Source organism: Bacillus sp. FJAT-28004 (assembly GCF_001280845.1).
In the GTDB taxonomy this organism is placed as follows: domain Bacteria; phylum Bacillota; class Bacilli; order Paenibacillales; family Paenibacillaceae; genus Pristimantibacillus.
The window spans coordinates 3,683,360-3,701,150 of sequence record NZ_LGHP01000001.1; the positions used below are offsets into that span (position 1 = coordinate 3,683,360).

The 17,791-nt window shown below is 43.2% G+C and carries 17 protein-coding genes and 1 pseudogene; 6 read left to right on the top strand and 12 right to left on the bottom strand.

Annotation, left to right across the window (positions count from 1 at the left end; translation table 11 throughout):
* Positions 1 to 154: 154 nt before the first annotated feature.
* Together aspA and AC787_RS16015 are read right to left on the bottom strand one after the other, a co-directional pair.
* Positions 155 to 1,579 (bottom strand): aspartate ammonia-lyase, encoded by a 1,425-nt coding sequence (gene aspA / locus AC787_RS16010; protein ID WP_054025693.1) that lies wholly within the window; start codon positions 1,577 to 1,579, stop codon positions 155 to 157.
* 24 nt (positions 1,580 to 1,603) lie between these two features.
* Positions 1,604 to 2,868, bottom strand: a pseudogene (locus AC787_RS16015) (cation:dicarboxylate symporter family transporter).
* Between the two features lie 264 nt (positions 2,869 to 3,132).
* Here AC787_RS16015 and AC787_RS16020 point away from each other — a divergent pair.
* Together AC787_RS16020 and AC787_RS16025 are read left to right on the top strand one after the other, a co-directional pair.
* A complete protein-coding gene (locus tag AC787_RS16020) occupies positions 3,133 to 4,404 on the top strand; it encodes a sensor histidine kinase (RefSeq protein WP_235560993.1) in 1,272 nt (423 codons plus the stop codon).
* Positions 4,405 to 4,408: 4 nt separating this feature from the next.
* The gene (locus AC787_RS16025) at positions 4,409 to 5,332 is read left to right on the top strand and encodes a response regulator (protein ID WP_054025694.1); all 924 of its coding nucleotides are present in this window, start codon (positions 4,409 to 4,411) and stop codon (positions 5,330 to 5,332) included.
* A 305-nt stretch (positions 5,333 to 5,637) separates the two neighbouring features.
* Here AC787_RS16025 and AC787_RS16030 read toward each other — a convergent pair whose 3' ends face one another.
* Positions 5,638 to 7,137, bottom strand: coding sequence for a DHA2 family efflux MFS transporter permease subunit (locus tag AC787_RS16030; protein WP_054025695.1), 1,500 nt, complete (start codon positions 7,135 to 7,137; stop codon positions 5,638 to 5,640).
* A 229-nt stretch (positions 7,138 to 7,366) separates the two neighbouring features.
* Between AC787_RS16030 and AC787_RS16035 the strand changes: the two genes are divergently transcribed.
* Positions 7,367 to 7,972 carry a TetR/AcrR family transcriptional regulator gene (locus AC787_RS16035; RefSeq protein ID WP_054025696.1) on the top strand — a complete coding sequence of 202 codons (606 nt, stop codon included), beginning with the start codon at positions 7,367 to 7,369 and terminating at the stop codon, positions 7,970 to 7,972.
* Positions 7,973 to 8,065: 93 nt separating this feature from the next.
* Here the strand turns inward: AC787_RS16035 and AC787_RS16040 are convergent, their stop codons facing one another.
* Both AC787_RS16040 and AC787_RS16045 read right to left on the bottom strand, forming a co-directional pair.
* On the bottom strand, positions 8,066 to 8,575 hold the full coding sequence (locus AC787_RS16040) for a DUF2798 domain-containing protein (RefSeq protein ID WP_063847534.1): 510 nt from the start codon (positions 8,573 to 8,575) through the stop codon (positions 8,066 to 8,068).
* A gap of 91 nt (positions 8,576 to 8,666) precedes the next feature.
* Positions 8,667 to 9,227 (bottom strand): TetR/AcrR family transcriptional regulator, encoded by a 561-nt coding sequence (locus AC787_RS16045; protein WP_054025697.1) that lies wholly within the window; start codon positions 9,225 to 9,227, stop codon positions 8,667 to 8,669.
* Positions 9,228 to 9,387: 160 nt separating this feature from the next.
* Between AC787_RS16045 and AC787_RS34840 the strand changes: the two genes are divergently transcribed.
* Entirely contained in the window at positions 9,388 to 9,546 is a 159-nt protein-coding gene (locus tag AC787_RS34840; protein WP_235560994.1) for a hypothetical protein, read from the top strand.
* 229 nt (positions 9,547 to 9,775) lie between these two features.
* Positions 9,776 to 10,138 carry a hypothetical protein gene (locus AC787_RS16050; RefSeq protein ID WP_054025698.1) on the top strand — a complete coding sequence of 121 codons (363 nt, stop codon included), beginning with the start codon at positions 9,776 to 9,778 and terminating at the stop codon, positions 10,136 to 10,138.
* Positions 10,139 to 10,277: 139 nt separating this feature from the next.
* On the opposite strand, the gene AC787_RS16055 is transcribed toward AC787_RS16050, so the two are convergent.
* The 4 genes from AC787_RS16055 to AC787_RS16070 all read right to left on the bottom strand — a co-directional run bounded on the left by AC787_RS16055 (position 10,278) and on the right by AC787_RS16070 (position 13,294).
* Positions 10,278 to 10,559: an alpha/beta-type small acid-soluble spore protein gene (locus AC787_RS16055; protein ID WP_054025699.1), complete on the bottom strand. Its 282-nt coding sequence runs from the start codon at positions 10,557 to 10,559 to the stop codon at positions 10,278 to 10,280.
* Between the two features lie 197 nt (positions 10,560 to 10,756).
* A complete protein-coding gene (locus AC787_RS16060; protein WP_054025700.1) occupies positions 10,757 to 11,311 on the bottom strand; it encodes a hypothetical protein in 555 nt (184 codons plus the stop codon).
* On the bottom strand, positions 11,292 to 11,807 hold the full coding sequence (locus AC787_RS16065) for an RNA polymerase sigma factor (protein ID WP_321166120.1): 516 nt from the start codon (positions 11,805 to 11,807) through the stop codon (positions 11,292 to 11,294). Before AC787_RS16065 ends, AC787_RS16060 begins: the two co-directional genes overlap by 20 nt.
* A 233-nt stretch (positions 11,808 to 12,040) precedes the next feature.
* Positions 12,041 to 13,294, bottom strand: a complete 1,254-nt coding sequence (locus AC787_RS16070) for a helix-turn-helix domain-containing protein (protein WP_054025702.1) — start codon at positions 13,292 to 13,294, stop codon at positions 12,041 to 12,043.
* Between the two features lie 150 nt (positions 13,295 to 13,444).
* Here AC787_RS16070 and AC787_RS16075 point away from each other — a divergent pair, with 150 nt between their 5' ends.
* Positions 13,445 to 14,200 carry an SDR family NAD(P)-dependent oxidoreductase gene (locus AC787_RS16075; protein ID WP_054025703.1) on the top strand — a complete coding sequence of 252 codons (756 nt, stop codon included), beginning with the start codon at positions 13,445 to 13,447 and terminating at the stop codon, positions 14,198 to 14,200.
* Positions 14,201 to 14,347: 147 nt separating this feature from the next.
* On the opposite strand, the gene AC787_RS16080 is transcribed toward AC787_RS16075, so the two are convergent.
* From AC787_RS16080 to AC787_RS16090, 3 genes are all read right to left on the bottom strand, one after another.
* Positions 14,348 to 15,727 carry a sugar phosphate nucleotidyltransferase gene (locus AC787_RS16080; RefSeq protein ID WP_054025704.1) on the bottom strand — a complete coding sequence of 460 codons (1,380 nt, stop codon included), beginning with the start codon at positions 15,725 to 15,727 and terminating at the stop codon, positions 14,348 to 14,350.
* 35 nt (positions 15,728 to 15,762) lie between these two features.
* Complete coding sequence (locus AC787_RS16085; protein ID WP_235560995.1) at positions 15,763 to 16,533, bottom strand: glycosyltransferase; 771 nt, start codon at positions 16,531 to 16,533, stop codon at positions 15,763 to 15,765.
* Positions 16,534 to 16,880: 347 nt separating this feature from the next.
* Complete coding sequence (locus tag AC787_RS16090; protein ID WP_054025706.1) at positions 16,881 to 17,699, bottom strand: DUF6492 family protein; 819 nt, start codon at positions 17,697 to 17,699, stop codon at positions 16,881 to 16,883.
* Positions 17,700 to 17,791: the final 92 nt, after the last annotated feature.

Consider the following 17,791-nt stretch of genomic DNA (forward strand, 5'->3'; position numbering starts at 1 on the left):
AATTCCCTTCGTTTTGTTATCCAAACATTGCAGAGGTGCTCTCCACACATGATCCACTCTTTTTCATTAGCAGTACGAGTTCGACGACACGACTGGTGTAAGCCCTTTCATTTTCATAGCAGGTTAATGTGAAACGGTTTCTGCAATTTCCTCTTTAGTACTTGTCCAATAGCTCTGCTCCTGCGATACCTGGATTCGTCATTTCATATGGATCGAGAATAATTTGGAGCTCCTCTTCCGTTAAAACATTATATAAAAGGCATAGCTCCCGTACTGGACGCCCCGTTAGAATCGCTTCACGCGCAATCCTTGCTACGACTTCATAGCCCAGATGAGGGTTAAGCGCGGTAATGACCCCGACACTTTTCTCCACATACTCTTTGCAGCGCTCTACGTTCGCTTCGATTTCTTCCAAACAATGTACACGGAAAACTTTGAAGGCTTGATTCATCATACTGAGCGATTGTAGCAAATTGAACACGAGCACAGGCTCCATCACATTAAGCTCGAGCTGCCCCGCTTCGGAGGCAAGACAAATCGTATGGTCATTTCCGATAACCTGGAACGCTACCTGATTGATGACCTCAGCCATGACCGGATTGACCTTGCCTGGCATGATGGACGAGCCGGGTTGCCGTGCAGGTAGATTCAGCTCCCCGAGCCCAGCACGCGGTCCAGAGGCGAGCAATCGTAAGTCGTTGGCAATCTTAGACATATTGATCATGCAAATTTTCAATGCGCCTGACACTTCGGTATAAGCATCTGTATTTTGAGTTGCGTCCACCAGGTGATCCGTATTGGTAAGCGGCAGCCCGCTGAGCTCAGCGAGCAATGCCACAACCCGCTTAATGTAGCGGGGATCGGCATTCAGGCCGGTTCCGACGGCTGTTGCACCCATGTTGACTTCATACAAATGGCCGCGAGTTTGTTTTATCCGCTTGATATCGCGCTCCAGTACTCTGCTGTAAGCCTCAAATTCCTGCCCTAGTCGGATCGGCACACCATCCTGAAGATGCGTCCGCCCCATTTTGATAACCCCGTCGAATTGCACGGCTTTTTTACGAAATGCCGTGAGCATCTCCTCCATCGTCACTAGCAGCTTCTCAATTAAAGAAAGTGTTGCAATATGAATCGCCGTCGGAAAAGCATCGTTGGTCGATTGGGCCATATTCACATGCGAATTGGGACTTACTTTAAAATAATCGCCTTTGATTCCCCCGAGGATCTCGATCGCCCGGTTGGCGATGACCTCATTGGTATTCATGTTGATGGACGTACCTGCTCCGCCTTGTATCGGATCGACGATAAATTGATCATGCAATTTACCGTCCATAATTTCCTGTGCCGCTTGCACAACTGCCTGCCCAATCTTAGGAGTCAACTGCCTAATTTCCATGTTCGCTGCAGCAGCCGCATGTTTAACGGTTGCCATCGCACGTATCAATTCTTCGTGAATACGGTAGCCGGTAATTGGGAAATTTTCTACTGCGCGCAGTGTTTGAATGCCATAATAGGCGTCGGACGGCACTTCCTTAGAACCAAGAAAATCTTTTTCTACCCTTTGCTCAGCTGTTGTCATGGTTGTTTCCTCCTCGTTATTCTCTTAAGCAGCCTTCTTGATGGACTCTACATATTTCTTTCCTTTGTCCTTGTCGTACTGGCCTTCCCATTTAGCCATGACCACCGAGGCTATAGAATTGCCGATAACATTGACTACTGTCCGGGCCATATCCAGAATACGGTCAATACCTGCGATAAAAGCTAGACCTTCAAGCGGAATCCCGACGGATCCGAGTGTGCAAGCAGGACGACAAACGAAGCACCTGGCACGCCAGCAATTCCTTTTGAAGTGAGCATCAAGACAAGCATCAACATGATTTGAGAGCTAATCGACATTTGGATCCCATACATTTGTGCAATAAATAATGCAGCTATCGCTTGATATAACGTGGACCCGTCCAAGTTAAACGAATATCCCGTAGGGATGACAAATGACGTGATTGCCTTCGGTACGCCGAACTTCTCCATTTTTACCATCATCTTTGGAAGTGCCGTTTCGGAGCTTGCTGTAGAGAAAGCCAGAATGAGTTCATCTTTTAATATGCGAACAATTGCCATAAGGCTTGTACCGCAAAGCTTAGCAATTAAACCCAGCACGATAACTACAAACAGGAACATTCCGATATACACGGCTAGCACCAATTTCCCCAAAGGAATCAAAGAGCCGACACCAAATTTAGATACGGTTACACCAATCAATCCGAATACACCGATCGGCGCAAATTTCATAATTTGGTTCGTCACCCAGAACATCGATTCGGCAACGCCCTGGAAAAAAGATAAAACCGGCTTTCCTTTATCACCAATCGCGGCAACGCCCAAGCCAAACAATACAGAGAAGAAAATGATCGCCAACATGTCACCGGCTACTAATGATTCAAAAATGTTCTTCGGAACGATATTGACAAATGTGTCGGCAAAGCTGTGACTGGTCACATTTTGCGCCGCTTCGACATATTTCGTAATATCTGACTTAGCTAGTCCAGCCATATTGATTCCGGCCCCAGGCTGAAAGATATTCGCTATGACCAAGCCGAAAATAATAGCAATCGTCGTCACGATTTCAAAATAAAGAAGCGTTTTCCCTCCAAGTCTTCCAAGCTTTTTAATATCTCCTACTCCCGCTACTCCGACAATAAGAGAGGAAACGACTATGGGAACGACAATCATTTTAATCAAACGAATGAAAATGTCTCCCGCGGGTTTCAAATAACTTTCGATGTTTGGGTTACCATAAAAAATGGCCCCGACAATAACCCCTAATAGTAGTCCAAACAAGATTTGAAAGGCCAAACCAAATTTTTTCATAATAACTCTCCTTTTTCTATAAATATAAAGCGCTTTCTTTTTTATATAATTTAAAATGTCTTGAATGAGTTTATTGTACGGGGAATCTACAGCAATCTATATGAATCTACATGTTGTGCAAAAATTGTTTGGTTCATCCTTCGTCGAATGGTTCATCTCGTTTTTGGAATAATAAAGATGAAGGAGTATCTATGACCATGGAGGAATAATACAAATGATGTGGAAAGTCTGTTAGTTGTTAAGAAAGGTGGCCGGAAAACCGCTTTGAAAGAAAAATGGCTTCTGTTAACACTAATGGTCATTTCGGTTCCGATCGCGGGCGAATTACATTTTTACCCGTTCCAAACTGATTTTCGCGTGAGTCTGGGCACTCCTGCCTTTTTTCTATTCCTACTCTGGATCCGTTCTCCCTCGCCGCTTATCTCCGGATTACTTGTCGGCAGTTCGGTTACGATCTTTCGCATTGGACTTGATTTGACACACGAACCGTATTGGAACTGGGGAGCAGCTTTTCAGCATCATTATCCGGTATTCTTTTACTATTTGACCTATGCGATTGCCTTCGCGGCAGTTCGAATGAACCGTCGTCATAACCAACTACTACTGGTTGGAGTACTTGGTGTGGCGTGTGAAATCGCCGCGACGTTGGTAGAGATTTTGCTGCGTTATTCGGCAACAGCGCAAACGACCAATTTCGCAACCTGGAATCAGATTGTTCTCATTGCTTTTTTTCGGAGTTTTTTCGTTCTTGGTTTTTTCAATTTGGTCAAATTGAGGCAGTCGAAAGTGGCAGAAGAGCAGAAGCGTAAAGAAAACGAGAAGCTGCTCATGCTTATTTCTGAGCTTTACGAGGAAACTATTCAATTGAAGAAAACGCTGCACAACGCAGAAAATATCACCCGTGACAGCTACGAGCTGTATCAATCGTTAAATGATGCACAGTATGTTTTTCATGAAGATCTAGCACAAAAAGCTCTCCGGATCGCCGGTGAGGTTCATGAGATAAAAAAGGACAATCAACGGATATATGCGGGACTATCCAGCCTGATTTCGCACGAAAGCGAGTATATGCCGGTCCAAGAATTGGCCGATATTGTTCTGCGCTCCAATCAGAAATATGCCCAATCACTTGGTAAGAAGATCGAATTCACTCTACATACCGAAGGGATCCTTCCTTTATGTCATGTGTACACAGCTTTGTCTTTGTTCAATAACTTAGTAGCCAATGCCGTAGAATCGTTTGAGGAACAGGGCATTATCCGCATATGGGTTAAACGAGAAAAAGATGATATTGTATTCAGTGTCTCCGATAATGGCCCAGGTATTGCGCCGAAGTATCGAGAGAAAATCTTCATGCCCGGCTATACGACCAAATTCGATAAAGCTGGCAATCCGTCTACGGGAATCGGTTTGGTTTATGTGAATCAGGAAACAGAGCGTTTGCTCGGAAACGTCCAAGTTCAAGACAACACCGAAGGCGCAGGTACAGTTTTCACCATCACATTGCCAATTGGCCAAATAGGAAAGGAAGGGTAGCGCGATGCGTTTTTTTATTATCGATGACGATCCGGCTATCCGTTCCATGCTGGAACAAATTATCGAGGATGAGAATTTAGGAAGTGTGGTAGGCGAAGCTCCTGACGGGGCGCATGTTGACATCACTTTGCTCGAACTCAAGCAAGTCGACATCATGCTTATCGATTTACTAATGCCCGTTCGTGACGGCATAGAAACCGTTCGCAAACTATCCGGGAGCTTTGAAGGGAAAATCATTATGATTTCTCAAGTGGAGTCGAAGGAAATGATAGTCAAGGCGTATGCATGCGGAATTGAATATTATATCACTAAGCCCATAAATCGTTTGGAAGTTATTGCCGTTATTAGAAAGGTTTCTGAATTGCTGCTCATCCGCCAATCCTTACGAAATATTCAAATATCTCTCCGTGCTGTCGGCTTCAGTGGCGAATTAACGGAGAAGGGGCCTTCTTCCACTGAAAAAAATATCATTACATGCGGAAACTATATGTTATCAGATCTCGGACTGATTGGGGAAGCCGGCAGCAAAGACTTGCTGGAGATGCTCGATTATTTATACCGTTATGAGGCCCATCACTCACAGCAACAGGGCTTTCCGCAGCTTCATGAAATATACCATCAAATTGCCTTGAAAAAATTAGGCCCCTCCGCTTCGACTATCGACTTGAAAAAAGAGATCAAAGCGGCCGAACAACGGGTGCGGCGAGCAGTGAATCAAGCGCTAACCCACTTGGCATCCCTTGGATTGATCGATTATTCGAATCCGAAGTTCGAGCAGTACTCTACAAAGTTTTTTGACCTGAGTGATATCCGCAAAAAAATGAAAGCACTGGATAATGATGAAACTTCTGCTCTCAGCTTAAACCGGCAAAACACAAAAAAGTTTATTCAGGTCCTTTATTTAGAATCAAGAAAGTTAATGAGCTGACAAGCCGCTCCAAAATAATCGAAGGATAAGCCTCCGATTAATGCACCCACGATACCACCTCCCTGGTGGAAGAGAAGGAGAACTCCAGTATGTCTTCCTTTTCCGTTTGCAAATAGCCCTAATAGGTAAAAGCTTTGTTGCTTATTTAAAAATGGAGTGTCTACGTGATCCCAGTTAGTTCATATTAATCCACAAAAAGAGCCTCGTCACTACTCACGAGGCTCTTCTTTATAATCTATGATTAGCAAACAATTAAGAATCTTGGCTGTTATCATTTCTTTTTCATACTTTGTTTTGTACTCTTCCTAAGCTTCAATAACTGTTTTTCGGTTCAGGGTGGTTTTAGTTTCTTCTGCTTCCTCCGCCTGCCCCGCACGTTTAATGAAGAATGAAAGCAAGAGACCTACTAATCCGATTCCAATAATGACAAGATACGCATCATTAATACCTTGAATAGATGCCTCCATCATGATATGTTCCTTCGAAAAATTGGCTGAGTCGCCTGCTGCAACCATATCCTGAAGATGGGACTTGGTACGGCTCGCCATAACCGTGACAAGCAATGAGGTACCTATCGCACCAGCCACCTGCTTAATGGTGTTTGATATAGCTGTACCGTGTGCATTCAGTCTTGCAGGCAGTTGGTTTAGACCCGCCGTAGTGATTGGCATCAGGAACATAGCCATCCCGAAGCGTCGTCCTGTGGACATCAGAACTAAATACGTATAACTGGTGGAATCGGTCAGATTAACGAATCCGATTGTTGTCACAATCGTAATAGCCATACCGATGATGGACAGCCACTTCGCTCCGAACCGGTCGAATAGCTTTCCTGTTATCGGCATCATTAGTCCCATTAGAAGCGCACCAGGGAGCATAAGCAGCCCTGACTCTAGAGCTGTGTATCCACGTGCACTTTGCAAATAGAGTGGAAGCAGCATCATATCTGCATACATGACCATGGTTACAGCAATATTAATAATGGTGGTTAAGGAAAACATGCTGTATTTAAACGCCCTTAGATCAAGAAGCGGATCCTTCGAAATCAGCTGTCTCCATGTAAACAAAATCAAGGCAACCACACCCGTAACAAGCGATGCAATCACTTCCGCGCTTGACCAACCTTTGCTTCCAGCACTGCTGAAGCCATAAAGAACGGTACCAAATCCGATTGTTGACAGAATGACACTCAAAATATCAATTTTAGGATAGGTTCGTTCAGCCACATTTTTCAGGAAAATATAAGCAACCACAATAATGATGGCGACAATTGGAAGCATTCCATAAAACATCGTACGCCATGAATAATGCTCCATGACATAACCAGCGATTGCAGGTCCAATTGCAGGAGCAAAAATAATAGACAATCCAACCATTCCCATAGCAGCTCCGCGCTTATCAGGAGGAAATACCGTCAGAATGACATTCATGAGCAGCGGCATAATAATCCCAGCTCCAGCGGCTTGAATGAGGCGGCCAGTTAGCAAAATGTCGAAGTTAGGCGCAACTGCCGAAACAATGGTTCCGACGAGAAAAATGATCATAGAAGACTGAAACAGCTCACGGGTCGTAAACCGTTGCATTAGAAATGCAGTAATTGGAATAAGCACCCCGTTAACCAACATGTATCCTGTTGTTAGCCATTGTGCGGTAGACGCTTCAATGTTAAAGTCAACCATCAGCTCTGGCAGCGCGACGCTCATAATCGTCTGATTCAAAACGGCGATAAAAGCTCCCAGAATCATGACAAACAACAAGGGACCTTTCTTAATTGAACTGCTATCAAAGGCTAAATTTTTACTCATTATGCTCAATCCCTTCAAATTCTTCGTGAGTTTAATAAACACTTTGTAGTATAATAAACTCAATGTAAAAGATTATAATTATCTCTCTTCCATTTTACAAACAACAGATTTTCGAAAAATGTTTATTAGTTTACAGTTGAGCTGGATCTGTCGTCTACACGGAAAATAAACTACATAACCAGATGAAATTGTCGTTTAGATCATTTATAGGGAAAGGAAATAAGAGCCTATGTCAACACCGCGTACGGATCCGCGTGTACTTCGCACGCGCCAATTGATTCGAGATGCATTTATCGATTTGCTTCAGGAGATTGAACTTGAGAAAATAACCGTGAATCGTATTACGGAACGAGCTACCATTAATCGTGTTACCTTCTATCTTCATTACCGTGATATTCCAGAAATGCTTGAGAAGATGGCGGATGACATGATTAATGAAATTCATGCTATCTTGAATGATGTTAGGAATGAGTCTCGTTCCATAGATAGGGATTGGTCCATATTGGTGAAAATGCTTGAGCATATCGCGGAAAATTCAAAATTTTACAAGGTGCTGCTCGCTTCACAACGCATTCCGCTTTTCACTGATCGGCTTATGAATCTAATCGTTGATATTATCACTATTAGAAGCGAGAACCGAGACAATTCCTCTTCTACTTCGGCTGTGATCGTTCCGAAAGATATTGCAATCTGGTATGGTTCCTCCGCCTTCATTGGTACAATTGTCTGCTGGCTACGCAATGATATGCCCTACACGCCACAATTTCTCGCCAAGCAGCTTTCCCTGCTGTTCCGTTTGCATCAAAATACGAACCAGCTTATAGAGCTCGAGTGATTTCATAAAAAACATAAATAAGCTCTCAGACGAACAAGTCCGACTGAGAGCTTATTTATGTTAAGGGTTTTAGTTTCTATAGATAATGTACGATTACGGTTGCAGCAGCACCGCTTTATTTTTCTTGTCTTGCGAAGCATGTAGTTTTACCATCGCAAATCGTGCAATTGGTTGAATGACTAAACTCTCAGCAATCAGTACAATTAAGAAATTTCTTGGCCAATTCGTTAAGAAGTTGCTAAAAATATCAGAACTAAAACCGTTTCCTACAATATCGCCAATAAACGTCATAGCGGCTGACATTCCTAGTACAGTGAATAAGATGCGGAATAAAATTTTGGCATTAAAGCTATCCGTTGGATCTGTAAATTTCCCAACCAATTTTTCAGCGATACGACCAATAAGAACAGGTTCCAAAATCATGACAATAATCCACATGATTGGTAACGTCTTAAGGATCGTTAAGGCAACCTCTTCATTGAATTCCCCGGCAGCTAGAATGACATTTACTGAAGTCATAAACAGAACAGTCAATGTACAAATGATTGCGCCATACAATGCTCCCTCTTTTCCGTTTCTCGGCAATCTTGTTTCTAGGTTCATTTTTTTCTTCCTTTCAAAGAGATTATTTCAGACTTTAGCAAAAAGCAGCTGGATACAGGAGCAAATGCAGCAACGATTATAAATTCCTGCATCAAAAAGCCTTCAATAGATTCGGTAATAATTTGGCGATCGTTTTTAAAGGTTCTGTTGATTTTTGCGTTAAACAAAGCAGCATCGCACCTTCAATTGAAGCTGTCATCAACAATGCAGTAGCGGAAGCTGATTCATTCGAATGGCCTTCAGTTACAAGTTTCGCACAGTAAATGTGTTGAATATTTTCATAAAGCGCACTACATGCTTTGCGGACAGGTTCACTCACCGTGGCCATTTCACTGACAATACTGCTAAATGTATATCCGGTAATGGTTCCGTCTGTTTCTAAGTTATGAATTAACTTATCAATCATGGCTTGTGTGGCTTCCTTAGTTGATAGATGCCCTCTGAAAATATTCTCGATATCTGTCGTAATTGCTTTGTTTAAGGTGTGTAAGCAAGTAATTAACAGTTCTTCTTTTCCATTTGGAAAATGATGATAGAGCGCTCCTTTTGTAACGTTACAGGCTTTTAAGATTTCACTCAGTCCTACACTTTTATAGCCTTTATGCTGAAAAAGGATTGTAGATGTCTCAATGATTAGCGATTTTGTATCCAAATTAGTCTCCTCCCCACAACATACCGACTGGTCTGTTTGTTATTATAACAATATTTTTACCCATGATGTAAGTGTTTTTTTCACTTTATAAAATTAGATTAGATTCAATATGGTAATATATTGGTAATCATAAATATTAATCCCTTGGAGGTAAGAGATAATGGCGTATCCATTTGATCCGATTACCAAATTTATCTTTTTGGAAACTGAAATTGAGCACGCTGATGTTATATTGGTTCCTGGAGGGAGCCATCCGCAGTTGATGGAAAAAGCCTCTGAAATACATTTGAAAATGCTAGATATTCTTTTGAGGTATTAAAAGAAGTAGGGTTGCAAGCTAATAAAGTAATTATGGTTTGCAAAGCTGGCCATGCGAGGTCGAAAAAATAGGTAGATATTTTGGACATCATATTCCAAATTGGGTAAACCGATAAAATATTTATGTTCTCCATGTATTTAAAGAGAAATGGCTGTATAATTGTATAAAAAAGCAATTGGCTATTGAAGATGATTACGGTTGCTTGTTAGGTCCAAAGAGGAGGAAACTTATGAAAGTTACTAAGCTTCGACCATTTATTCCATCAGGCAAAGATTATTTACTTGCACAGCGTTTTTTTGAAGATCTTGGTTTTGAGAAAGTCTACTCCGACGACGGATTGAGTATCTTTCGAATGGGGGAGCAGGAATTCTTTCTTCAAAATTTCCATAATCAAGAATTCCAAGATAATTACATGGTAGAACTAGAAGTGGAGGATTTAGATGGTTGGTGGGCACTCATACAAACCATTACTTTAGAGAAGAATTATTCTATTAAGGCGAAAGAACCTACAATATATCCTTGGGGAAAACGTGAGATCAACCTAATAGATCCCGCTGGTGTATGTTGGCATATTTCAGAAGTAATGAAATAGTTGTTCACCCATGATGTTGTATGAGGTCGATCCAATAAAAAAAAGAACCTTGCTTAAGGTTCTTAAAATATTGACCTGCGATCCCATCTCCATTATATGAATATAGACCTTTGAGTTTATGGGACTAAAAAAACTAGGGCTACTCCCTATTTGCGATTTGTTCTTGTGCGAGACGGATCATTTCCCGAACCATGGAACCGCCAATTTTGCCGCCGATTTGACCCACTGATTCCGTAGTCAGATTGCCATTGTCACCAGGCTGCAGAGGTATGCCAAGCTCCTTAGCCACTTCGTATTTTACGTCGTCCGGTTGATTAGGGTTAACTGCATATCCTTCGCGCTTCATTACTTCTGCTTTGAAAGCCTGCATCCCCTGTTCCACCCCTGGCACCGCATATTTTCTCCTTCTTCTTGCCATCATGATGCACTCCCCTCAATGTCTTTTCCATAACATGCCCGGAAGCACAAATTTCATTCCGCTTCCACTTCGGGGCAAGTTACCATTCAACTTCGGGTCGGCTTCAAGCTACTCAAAAATGCGGGCACCCTCCATTGAAGGTGCCTAGGCAGTTTTTATATTATTATATTTCTTCTTGCCATGCCGCTCCAGTATATATCTTATTTTTGCGGAGCCATGTTGTTGTAGATAACATCTGCAGTTACCTTGCCAGTGCTGACATCCTGAGAAGTGTAGCCCGACACGGTATTACCAACTTTAAATTCTTTCTGCAGCAGCTCTTCAGATGGCTCAGATGCTGTCGGCTCTTTACTGCCTAGCTCTGTTTTATCTGTTACCGTCACCCACAGGTCACCTACCTTGAAGCTTTTACCATCTTCACTTACTTCGGAGATGACACCATTAATATTGACTGCAACTTTACCCATTGTAGGAGGATTTGTTACAACAGCCGAGGGCTGGGGTGTAGCAATCGGTGTATTCTGGCTCATCGTGAAGATGCTGACCGATAATACCGCACACGCTGCAATACCGACTGTCCAACCTGTTAACGTTCTTTTCTTAGCTTTTTCCATTTTTAATTGCTCCTTTTGATTGATCCTATTTTTTTGTGTTGTCTTTTCCATTTCCAACATCATCTTCTGATATGTTGCTTCTTTAAAATCCTCACTTGTTTTCACATGAGACATCCCGGATTTATAAACAGATTTCTTCATCCTCAAGGCCTCCAATCTTCTCTTTTAAGATAAAGCGTCCTCTTGCAAGCCATGTTCCTACCGTTGCGGGTTTGGACTGCAAAATAACTGCAATTTCCTGAATAGAATATCCCTCATAATAGTGCAGATGAATCGGAATCCGATATTTCTTGTCCAAGGCCAATACGGCCTGTAAGACCTCATTTTCTTCCTTCGGAAGGTAGCTCAGATCTTCGGGAACAGGGTTCCTGCTTTTGAACCACCCCGTTTTTAGCATATTTTTACTTTTATTAATGGTAGCTCGAATCAACCAAGCTTTTTCATGTTCACTGTTTTCAAATACAGGGCGCTTTTGCAAATAGGTGAGAAATACTTCCTGTGCCACCTCTTCAGCGTCAGCTATATTTTTCAAGTATGCAAAAGCAATTTTAATCATGCTTTGTGAATATAGATCCAAGGCCTGCCGCACTGATTCATTGAGCTCAAATGAATTGTACACCTCAGCACCCCCTTTCACTATTAATACAACTGAGAAGCCTCATATTTTTCATTGCGTCAATTTTTTTTAGCATACTGCTATTTCCAATAAAATAAACGTTCGGATCAACGGGATAGAACTTGACCATTGGTTTAATGTGGCTGCACATTCCCTATATTGCTATAGACGCAAAAAAACCCGCCAATTACTGCGAGCGCAATTGTACGGGCTTAGTCAACCAGAACCTTTTCTTTTGACAGATATCAATGCCTTCATTCCGAATATTTTTGCGACGGGCGCCGCTCGCTCTTCCGATATGCCTTCGGCGACATTCCATTCCATTTTTTAAATACCCTGTTGAAATAGCTCTGATCATTAAAGTTCAGCCATGCTGCGATATCGGCGATCGGATAGTCTGTCAGCGTGAGCAGCCTCTTCGCTTCCTCAATCCGTTCGCGTTGGACGTACTCGGAAATTGTTAGCCCAACCTCCTTCTTGAACAGGCTCGACAAGTAGTTTGGACTGAGATTCGTACACTCGGCTAGTCGTTCAAGAGTAATGTCGCCGTACAAATGGTTGGCGATCTCGTGAAGACTATCCTGTATTGCTGGTGAGTAGTGACCCCGGCGAACCTCCGATACCCGATCAACGAAGTCGAACAGCACTTCGGTCATGATAGCGCCGATCGCTTGCAGCGTATCCTTCTCCTCCAGCTGCTGAATATAGAAGTCACTCAGCGTAAACGCATCCTCCTCGTGCATTCCTCCTTCAATTGCAGCTCGACAGATCAGAGCGATTCCCGTAATCATCAGGTTCTTCTCGCTCCGAATCCTGCTCCGCTTGGCCAGCACGCCAAACTCGTCCTCGGCAATGATGGATTCCGTGACGAATGTTCTTATTCGTTCCCTCTCTCCGTTGCGCACGTAGTGCAGCATGACGCGCTCATGCGACAGGTTGGCGTGCAGCATACCGCTGCGACGTCTTCGCGACAGCTCGGCATCCGGTTCTTTCTTCTCCACAACCGGTTCCGTCATCGGCATGTCCTCTGCTAGAAGGCTGGTCGACGAATCAACTAGTTGCCTGCAAACCACATAATAAATCATCCGGCTTAAAGCGGCAGTTCGCTCCGGGGGGAGTAGCGGAATCTCTTCGTACAATTGGAGTAAATACCTCCGGTTACCTATTGGGAGGGAACTCATTGTCTCGTTCCATTCGCCCCCTTGTGGCTTTTCATGCATGTACGGACCTACAACGAGCGTACCAGCAAGCTGATTTTCGTCAAACGCATTCACAAAAAAATACTGCAGCCTGGATCGGGTAAAATGAACTGGCTGCTCTGCAGCATACAGCGCGTAAGCGTAGCCGGCTACCTGTTCGCGAATAGATGCAAAATAAGGGTTAGAGTAAAACAAACGGTCGGTATATTCTGCTTCAATTGTCCGGCCCGGGTGGATGATAAATACAGGGAGTCCAATAACATCATAGAGAAGTCGGCCAAATACAACCAGTTCGGGGAGCTTATTCATGCGAACCTCCATAGGGTACCATTAAGGTTAAAAAGAAGATGATAAAAAAGTACTACAAATCGTTGATAAATACAATTTTCATTAATGAAAGCGCATTACAATAAGAAAGCAGAGATCCTTTGCTATTACACTCGAAAGGGATGAATTAAAATGTTGGAAAATAAAATAGCTATCGTTACTGGAGCAGGAAGCGGCATCGGCCGTGCTAGCAGCTTAAAAATGGCAGGCAACGGCGCAAAAATCGTCGCTGTTGATTTTAATCAGGAAACCGGCCAAGAGACGGTTCGAATGATTCAGGAACAGGGCGGCGAAGCCATCTTCGTTCAGGCCGACGTGTCAAATAGCGAGGATGTTCAGCGCTATGTAAAAGCAGCCGTTGATGCTTACGAACGTATCGATATTTTCTTCAACAATGCCGGCGTTGTACAGAAGTTCTCGAAGCTCGCGGACATTGACGAGAACGAGTTCGACCGAATTATGAATGTCAATGTCCGGGGCGTCTTCCTCGGTATGAAATATGTTTTAAAGGTGATGGAGGAGCAAGAGAGCGGAACGATCATTAATACCGCTTCGACGGCGGGGGTAAAAAGTGAGCACAGCGCTTCCGCTTATTCCGCCAGCAAACATGCGGTTGTCGGTCTGACGAAGGGTGCGGCGATCGAGTATGTGAAAAAAGGCATCCGTATCAACGGGATTTGTCCGGGTGGTGTGGAAACAGCTCTGACGAAGAGCGTAGAACAGGCTTTCATGTCGGGAGGATACGTGCCAGAGGAAGTCGGCAATATGCGTATGGGCCGCTATGCTAAGCCGGACGAGCTTGCAGAAGTCGTCACATTCCTCGCTTCCGATCGCTCTAGCTACATGACAGGCTCCATCGTACTGATCGACGGTGGGCTAACGCTCTAAACCAACTCACCACGTCGGTTTATTTATGCAGAGACACCGTTATTTGTGATGCGGTTACCCGTATCACTCACAAAGAAAGCATCGAGGACAGTGGGTTGTTCTCGATGCTTCAGTATTTTTACAACTATGTGCTGATTAATGGAATCCTTAACTCTGATCCCCCTTGCAGAGCTTACTTATTTCCTCCCAGGTTATGGCTATACGTACGATGTCTTCTTCAAGCAGATCGGTCCCTATCTGGACTTCAATATATTCGATCGGCGTAATCGCCTTGATGGCATGCCTCGCTCCAGCAGGAATTTGCAGAACGTCACCCGTTTGAATCTGAACATTCACTGCTTCCATAATGAATTCTCCGGTCCCGGAAATGATGATCCAGATTTCTTTTCTCTTCTGATGAAAATGATAGCTTGTATTTTTCCCCGGTATCAATTCTACTTTCTTCGTTAAGGTTTCCGGTTGTATTTCCGCCTTCGAATAATCAAATATTCGATAAGTTCCCCATCTTTTTTCCCCTTGCATGGGCTCTTGACGGCTGTTTCGTATACTTTTAATTTGATTGGATTTGTCTTTATTAGCAACAAGAATACCATCTGCGCTAGCAGCTACGATAAGATTAGAAACCCCAATAACGTGAATCGGGCAAACAAGCTCGTTGACTAAATGCGTATGAATGGAATCGCTCGAAATCTCTCCTAGACCGATGACGCTATTTTCAAAAAAGTCCGGAAGCACACTCCAGTCGCCTAGATCCTTCCAAGCATTGTCGTATGGAATGACCACCGAAGGTCTTGTTTTCTCCACAACCTCTACATCAAAGCTAGCATCGGGAAGATGCTCGTAGCAGTCAATTAGATCATCATATGCTGAGGGCAGACCTTTACTTTTCAAACTAGAAAGCATGAAAGATAACGGAAAAGCAAACACACCGCAGTTCCACAAGGCATTATTGCCCATCAAAAGGAGTGCTTTCTCTACATCAGGCTTTTCAACGAATTGAGTAACCGAAAAATAATCCTTCGATAAATTATCGCTCGAATGCTGCGGTACAATATAGCCAAATTGGCTGGAGGCATGCTTGGGAGTCGTTCCAAGAAGGGCCAGCTCAGAGCCCGATTGAGCAAGGACGTCGGGAAATTTACGAAGCAAATTGAAAAATTCGGGCTCAACGAAGAGATCGGCAGGAATCACGCATACCGTTTCATCTGGAGCTGCCAGCAGCTTGGTATGCAAATAACTTGAAGCTATAGCAACTGCTGTATAGGTTCCCCTTCTATGAGGTTCAGCAATAAATGGAATTTTGTCCCCCACATGGTTTCGTACAATTTCCGCTTGGCTTTTATGTGCAACAATAGAGGTGCATGGAAGCAATCCTGCTTCATCCAATTGTCTGCATACTCTTTGAATCATGGATTCCATGCCGCCAACTTCCGAAGGCAGGAGCTTTAGAAATATTTTCGATCGGATCTCGTTCGATAACGGCCACAGTCTTTTTCCAGAACCGCCACTCAATAGTACAATTCGCAATTACATTTCCCCCTTCTAAAGAATGGAATAATCGATTATCTTTTGGTCCGACATACCCTATCTATCACGCTTTTCATTGTACGGCCCGCACGGTTCCAGGACAGTTTAAGCGCATCACGTCTTCCTTGGTCCCCTTTCTTCTTGCACAGATGAGGGTTTTCATACGCTGTTCTCATCTGTCTCTTTAAATTTCTAATATCCGCTTCTGCCCAACGTTGTCCTTTCTCCGAAAACAAATGGCGAAATTGACGTGATATCGAGGATTTTCGATTCATACTGGTGACAGGGGATCGTAATTTATAGTTAATTAAGAATGAATTTTTACTTGTTAAGAAATCCATGTGTCCGCCCCACCCGGTTGCGATTACGGGAATGCCGCTGGCCAATGATTCTAATAACGGCAAGCCTACTCCTTCACCTCTTGTAGGTAGAACAAATGCATGACCGCGGTTATAAATTCCTCTCAACTTCTTGGGACTTAGATGCCTTGCCATAATGATGACCGGTGCTGTTCTCTTACGAATTCCGAGTCTTTTTTTGTAGGATTGGATTTGGCTGCTGATCCATTTTTCGTTTTCAAACTTTGCATATCCGTTCGTTTTGATGATCAGAAGCACTTTGTCTGAGGAAGAAAACTCTTCCCAATAAGCCTTTAATAAAGCTTCGGGGTTTTTACGGTGCTGAAAGCCAAATACAGAAATAAAAGTAAACTTACCATCTGCATTTTTTATGGGCAGTTTCTTTTTGTTTGGGGTAAAAGTTCGGGCGTTGACTCCATGAGGAACAATAAAAATAGGAACCTTCACTCCACTGTCTCTCATGGCCTTCTTGTTTTGATACGAAGGGACGCATACGGCATCAGCTCGATTGAGAGGGCTCCGCCATCGATTAGGGATTCGTGTCGTCTCCCAGACGGTATTCATGATAATAACTTTAAAATGCTTTCTTTCCTTCTTCATGTTAATCGTATTAGGGGAGTAATGATAAATTAAAACCCTTTGTCTTTTTGAGTTTTTGGGTGACCGTGTCCTCGCAGCTTCAACTTTGACCTTAACCCCTTGCAATTTTAACGCTCGAACATATTCTCTGCTCGCGATTCCAAGACCGGAAGCTCTGCCCACAGGCCCTCTCCATACGATTTGATTTGGAGTCATTATCGCATCTTGGCCTTTCTTACATAACCTTTACGCATATGAAAAGAGAATGATCGATATCGTCGTGATTGCGTCTTAATTTGTTTTTGTGTGATTTGCGCAATATTCATACCTATGCTCTTGTTTAGTGCACTCTTGAGAACTAGTCCGCTTGGATTTTTAGAATAGAGGAAGTTTCCGTAGGTTTCAAATTCTGAGAAAGCAAATTGCTTCGACTTGTCCATCTTCCTTATTATCGCCGAATACCATCTCGTGTGATGTTTTGATGCAATTTCCCTCTTCAATTGCTGCAGCTTCGACCTCTCAAACAGCATATAGTGGGTAACAAAGGACATGGGTGCCGCAGCTTTTTTCCCTAATAGCTTTCTATAGGTTTTAAAATATTCAGGCTGGCTCCATTTTCTGCAATAAAATAATGTCTTATTACCTTTTCTGAAAACATGCGGTCGAATTAACACCGTGTCAGCGTCAATAACTAAAAAATATTTCGATGTACATAAAGTATCGCCGCTCATTTTCAATAATTGCTGGAAAAGCCACCCTGACCGTTCCCATTTCTTAGAACGATAGTGAATGTCCTTCTTCGTAATGGGAAGAACTGTGTTTTCATCGATAAATCTGCATCCTTTTCGTCTGCACAGTTCCCGTATCTTATTCTGCCTCGGCGCCACAATTAGGATGCTGCCAATAGGATGCTTAACCTGTTTTCTAACGGCATCAATCACATAGGGCAGAGTCTTTAAATCCTTTGCGATTGCAGGGATCAGGACATCTATTTTTTCCTTGCTGCTTATTTTACTCACGATTGGATCTAACATATCTTCCTCTCCTTTCAACAAGCTACCTTAGCATGATATGCTGACGATGAGCAAAAGTAATAGGCATACCATTAGTGTACGGAACTTAGGGC

Excerpts from the sequence above, each read along its gene's own strand:
- aspA (WP_054025693.1), bottom strand. The coding sequence starts at position 1,579 with ATGACAACAGCTGAGCAAAGGGTAGAAAAAGATTTTCTTGGTTCTAAG.
- AC787_RS16025 (WP_054025694.1), top strand. The coding sequence starts at position 4,409 with ATGCGTTTTTTTATTATCGATGACGATCCGGCTATCCGTTCCATGCTG.
- AC787_RS16030 (WP_054025695.1), bottom strand. The coding sequence starts at position 7,137 with ATGAGTAAAAATTTAGCCTTTGATAGCAGTTCAATTAAGAAAGGTCCC.
- AC787_RS16035 (WP_054025696.1), top strand. The coding sequence starts at position 7,367 with ATGTCAACACCGCGTACGGATCCGCGTGTACTTCGCACGCGCCAATTG.
- AC787_RS16040 (WP_063847534.1), bottom strand. The coding sequence starts at position 8,575 with ATGAACCTAGAAACAAGATTGCCGAGAAACGGAAAAGAGGGAGCATTG.
- AC787_RS34840 (WP_235560994.1), top strand. The coding sequence starts at position 9,388 with ATGGCGTATCCATTTGATCCGATTACCAAATTTATCTTTTTGGAAACT.
- AC787_RS16050 (WP_054025698.1), top strand. The coding sequence starts at position 9,776 with ATGAAAGTTACTAAGCTTCGACCATTTATTCCATCAGGCAAAGATTAT.
- AC787_RS16055 (WP_054025699.1), bottom strand. The coding sequence starts at position 10,559 with ATGATGGCAAGAAGAAGGAGAAAATATGCGGTGCCAGGGGTGGAACAG.
- AC787_RS16060 (WP_054025700.1), bottom strand. The coding sequence starts at position 11,311 with ATGAAGAAATCTGTTTATAAATCCGGGATGTCTCATGTGAAAACAAGT.
- AC787_RS16070 (WP_054025702.1), bottom strand. The coding sequence starts at position 13,294 with ATGAATAAGCTCCCCGAACTGGTTGTATTTGGCCGACTTCTCTATGAT.
- AC787_RS16075 (WP_054025703.1), top strand. The coding sequence starts at position 13,445 with ATGTTGGAAAATAAAATAGCTATCGTTACTGGAGCAGGAAGCGGCATC.
- AC787_RS16090 (WP_054025706.1), bottom strand. The coding sequence starts at position 17,699 with ATGTTAGATCCAATCGTGAGTAAAATAAGCAGCAAGGAAAAAATAGAT.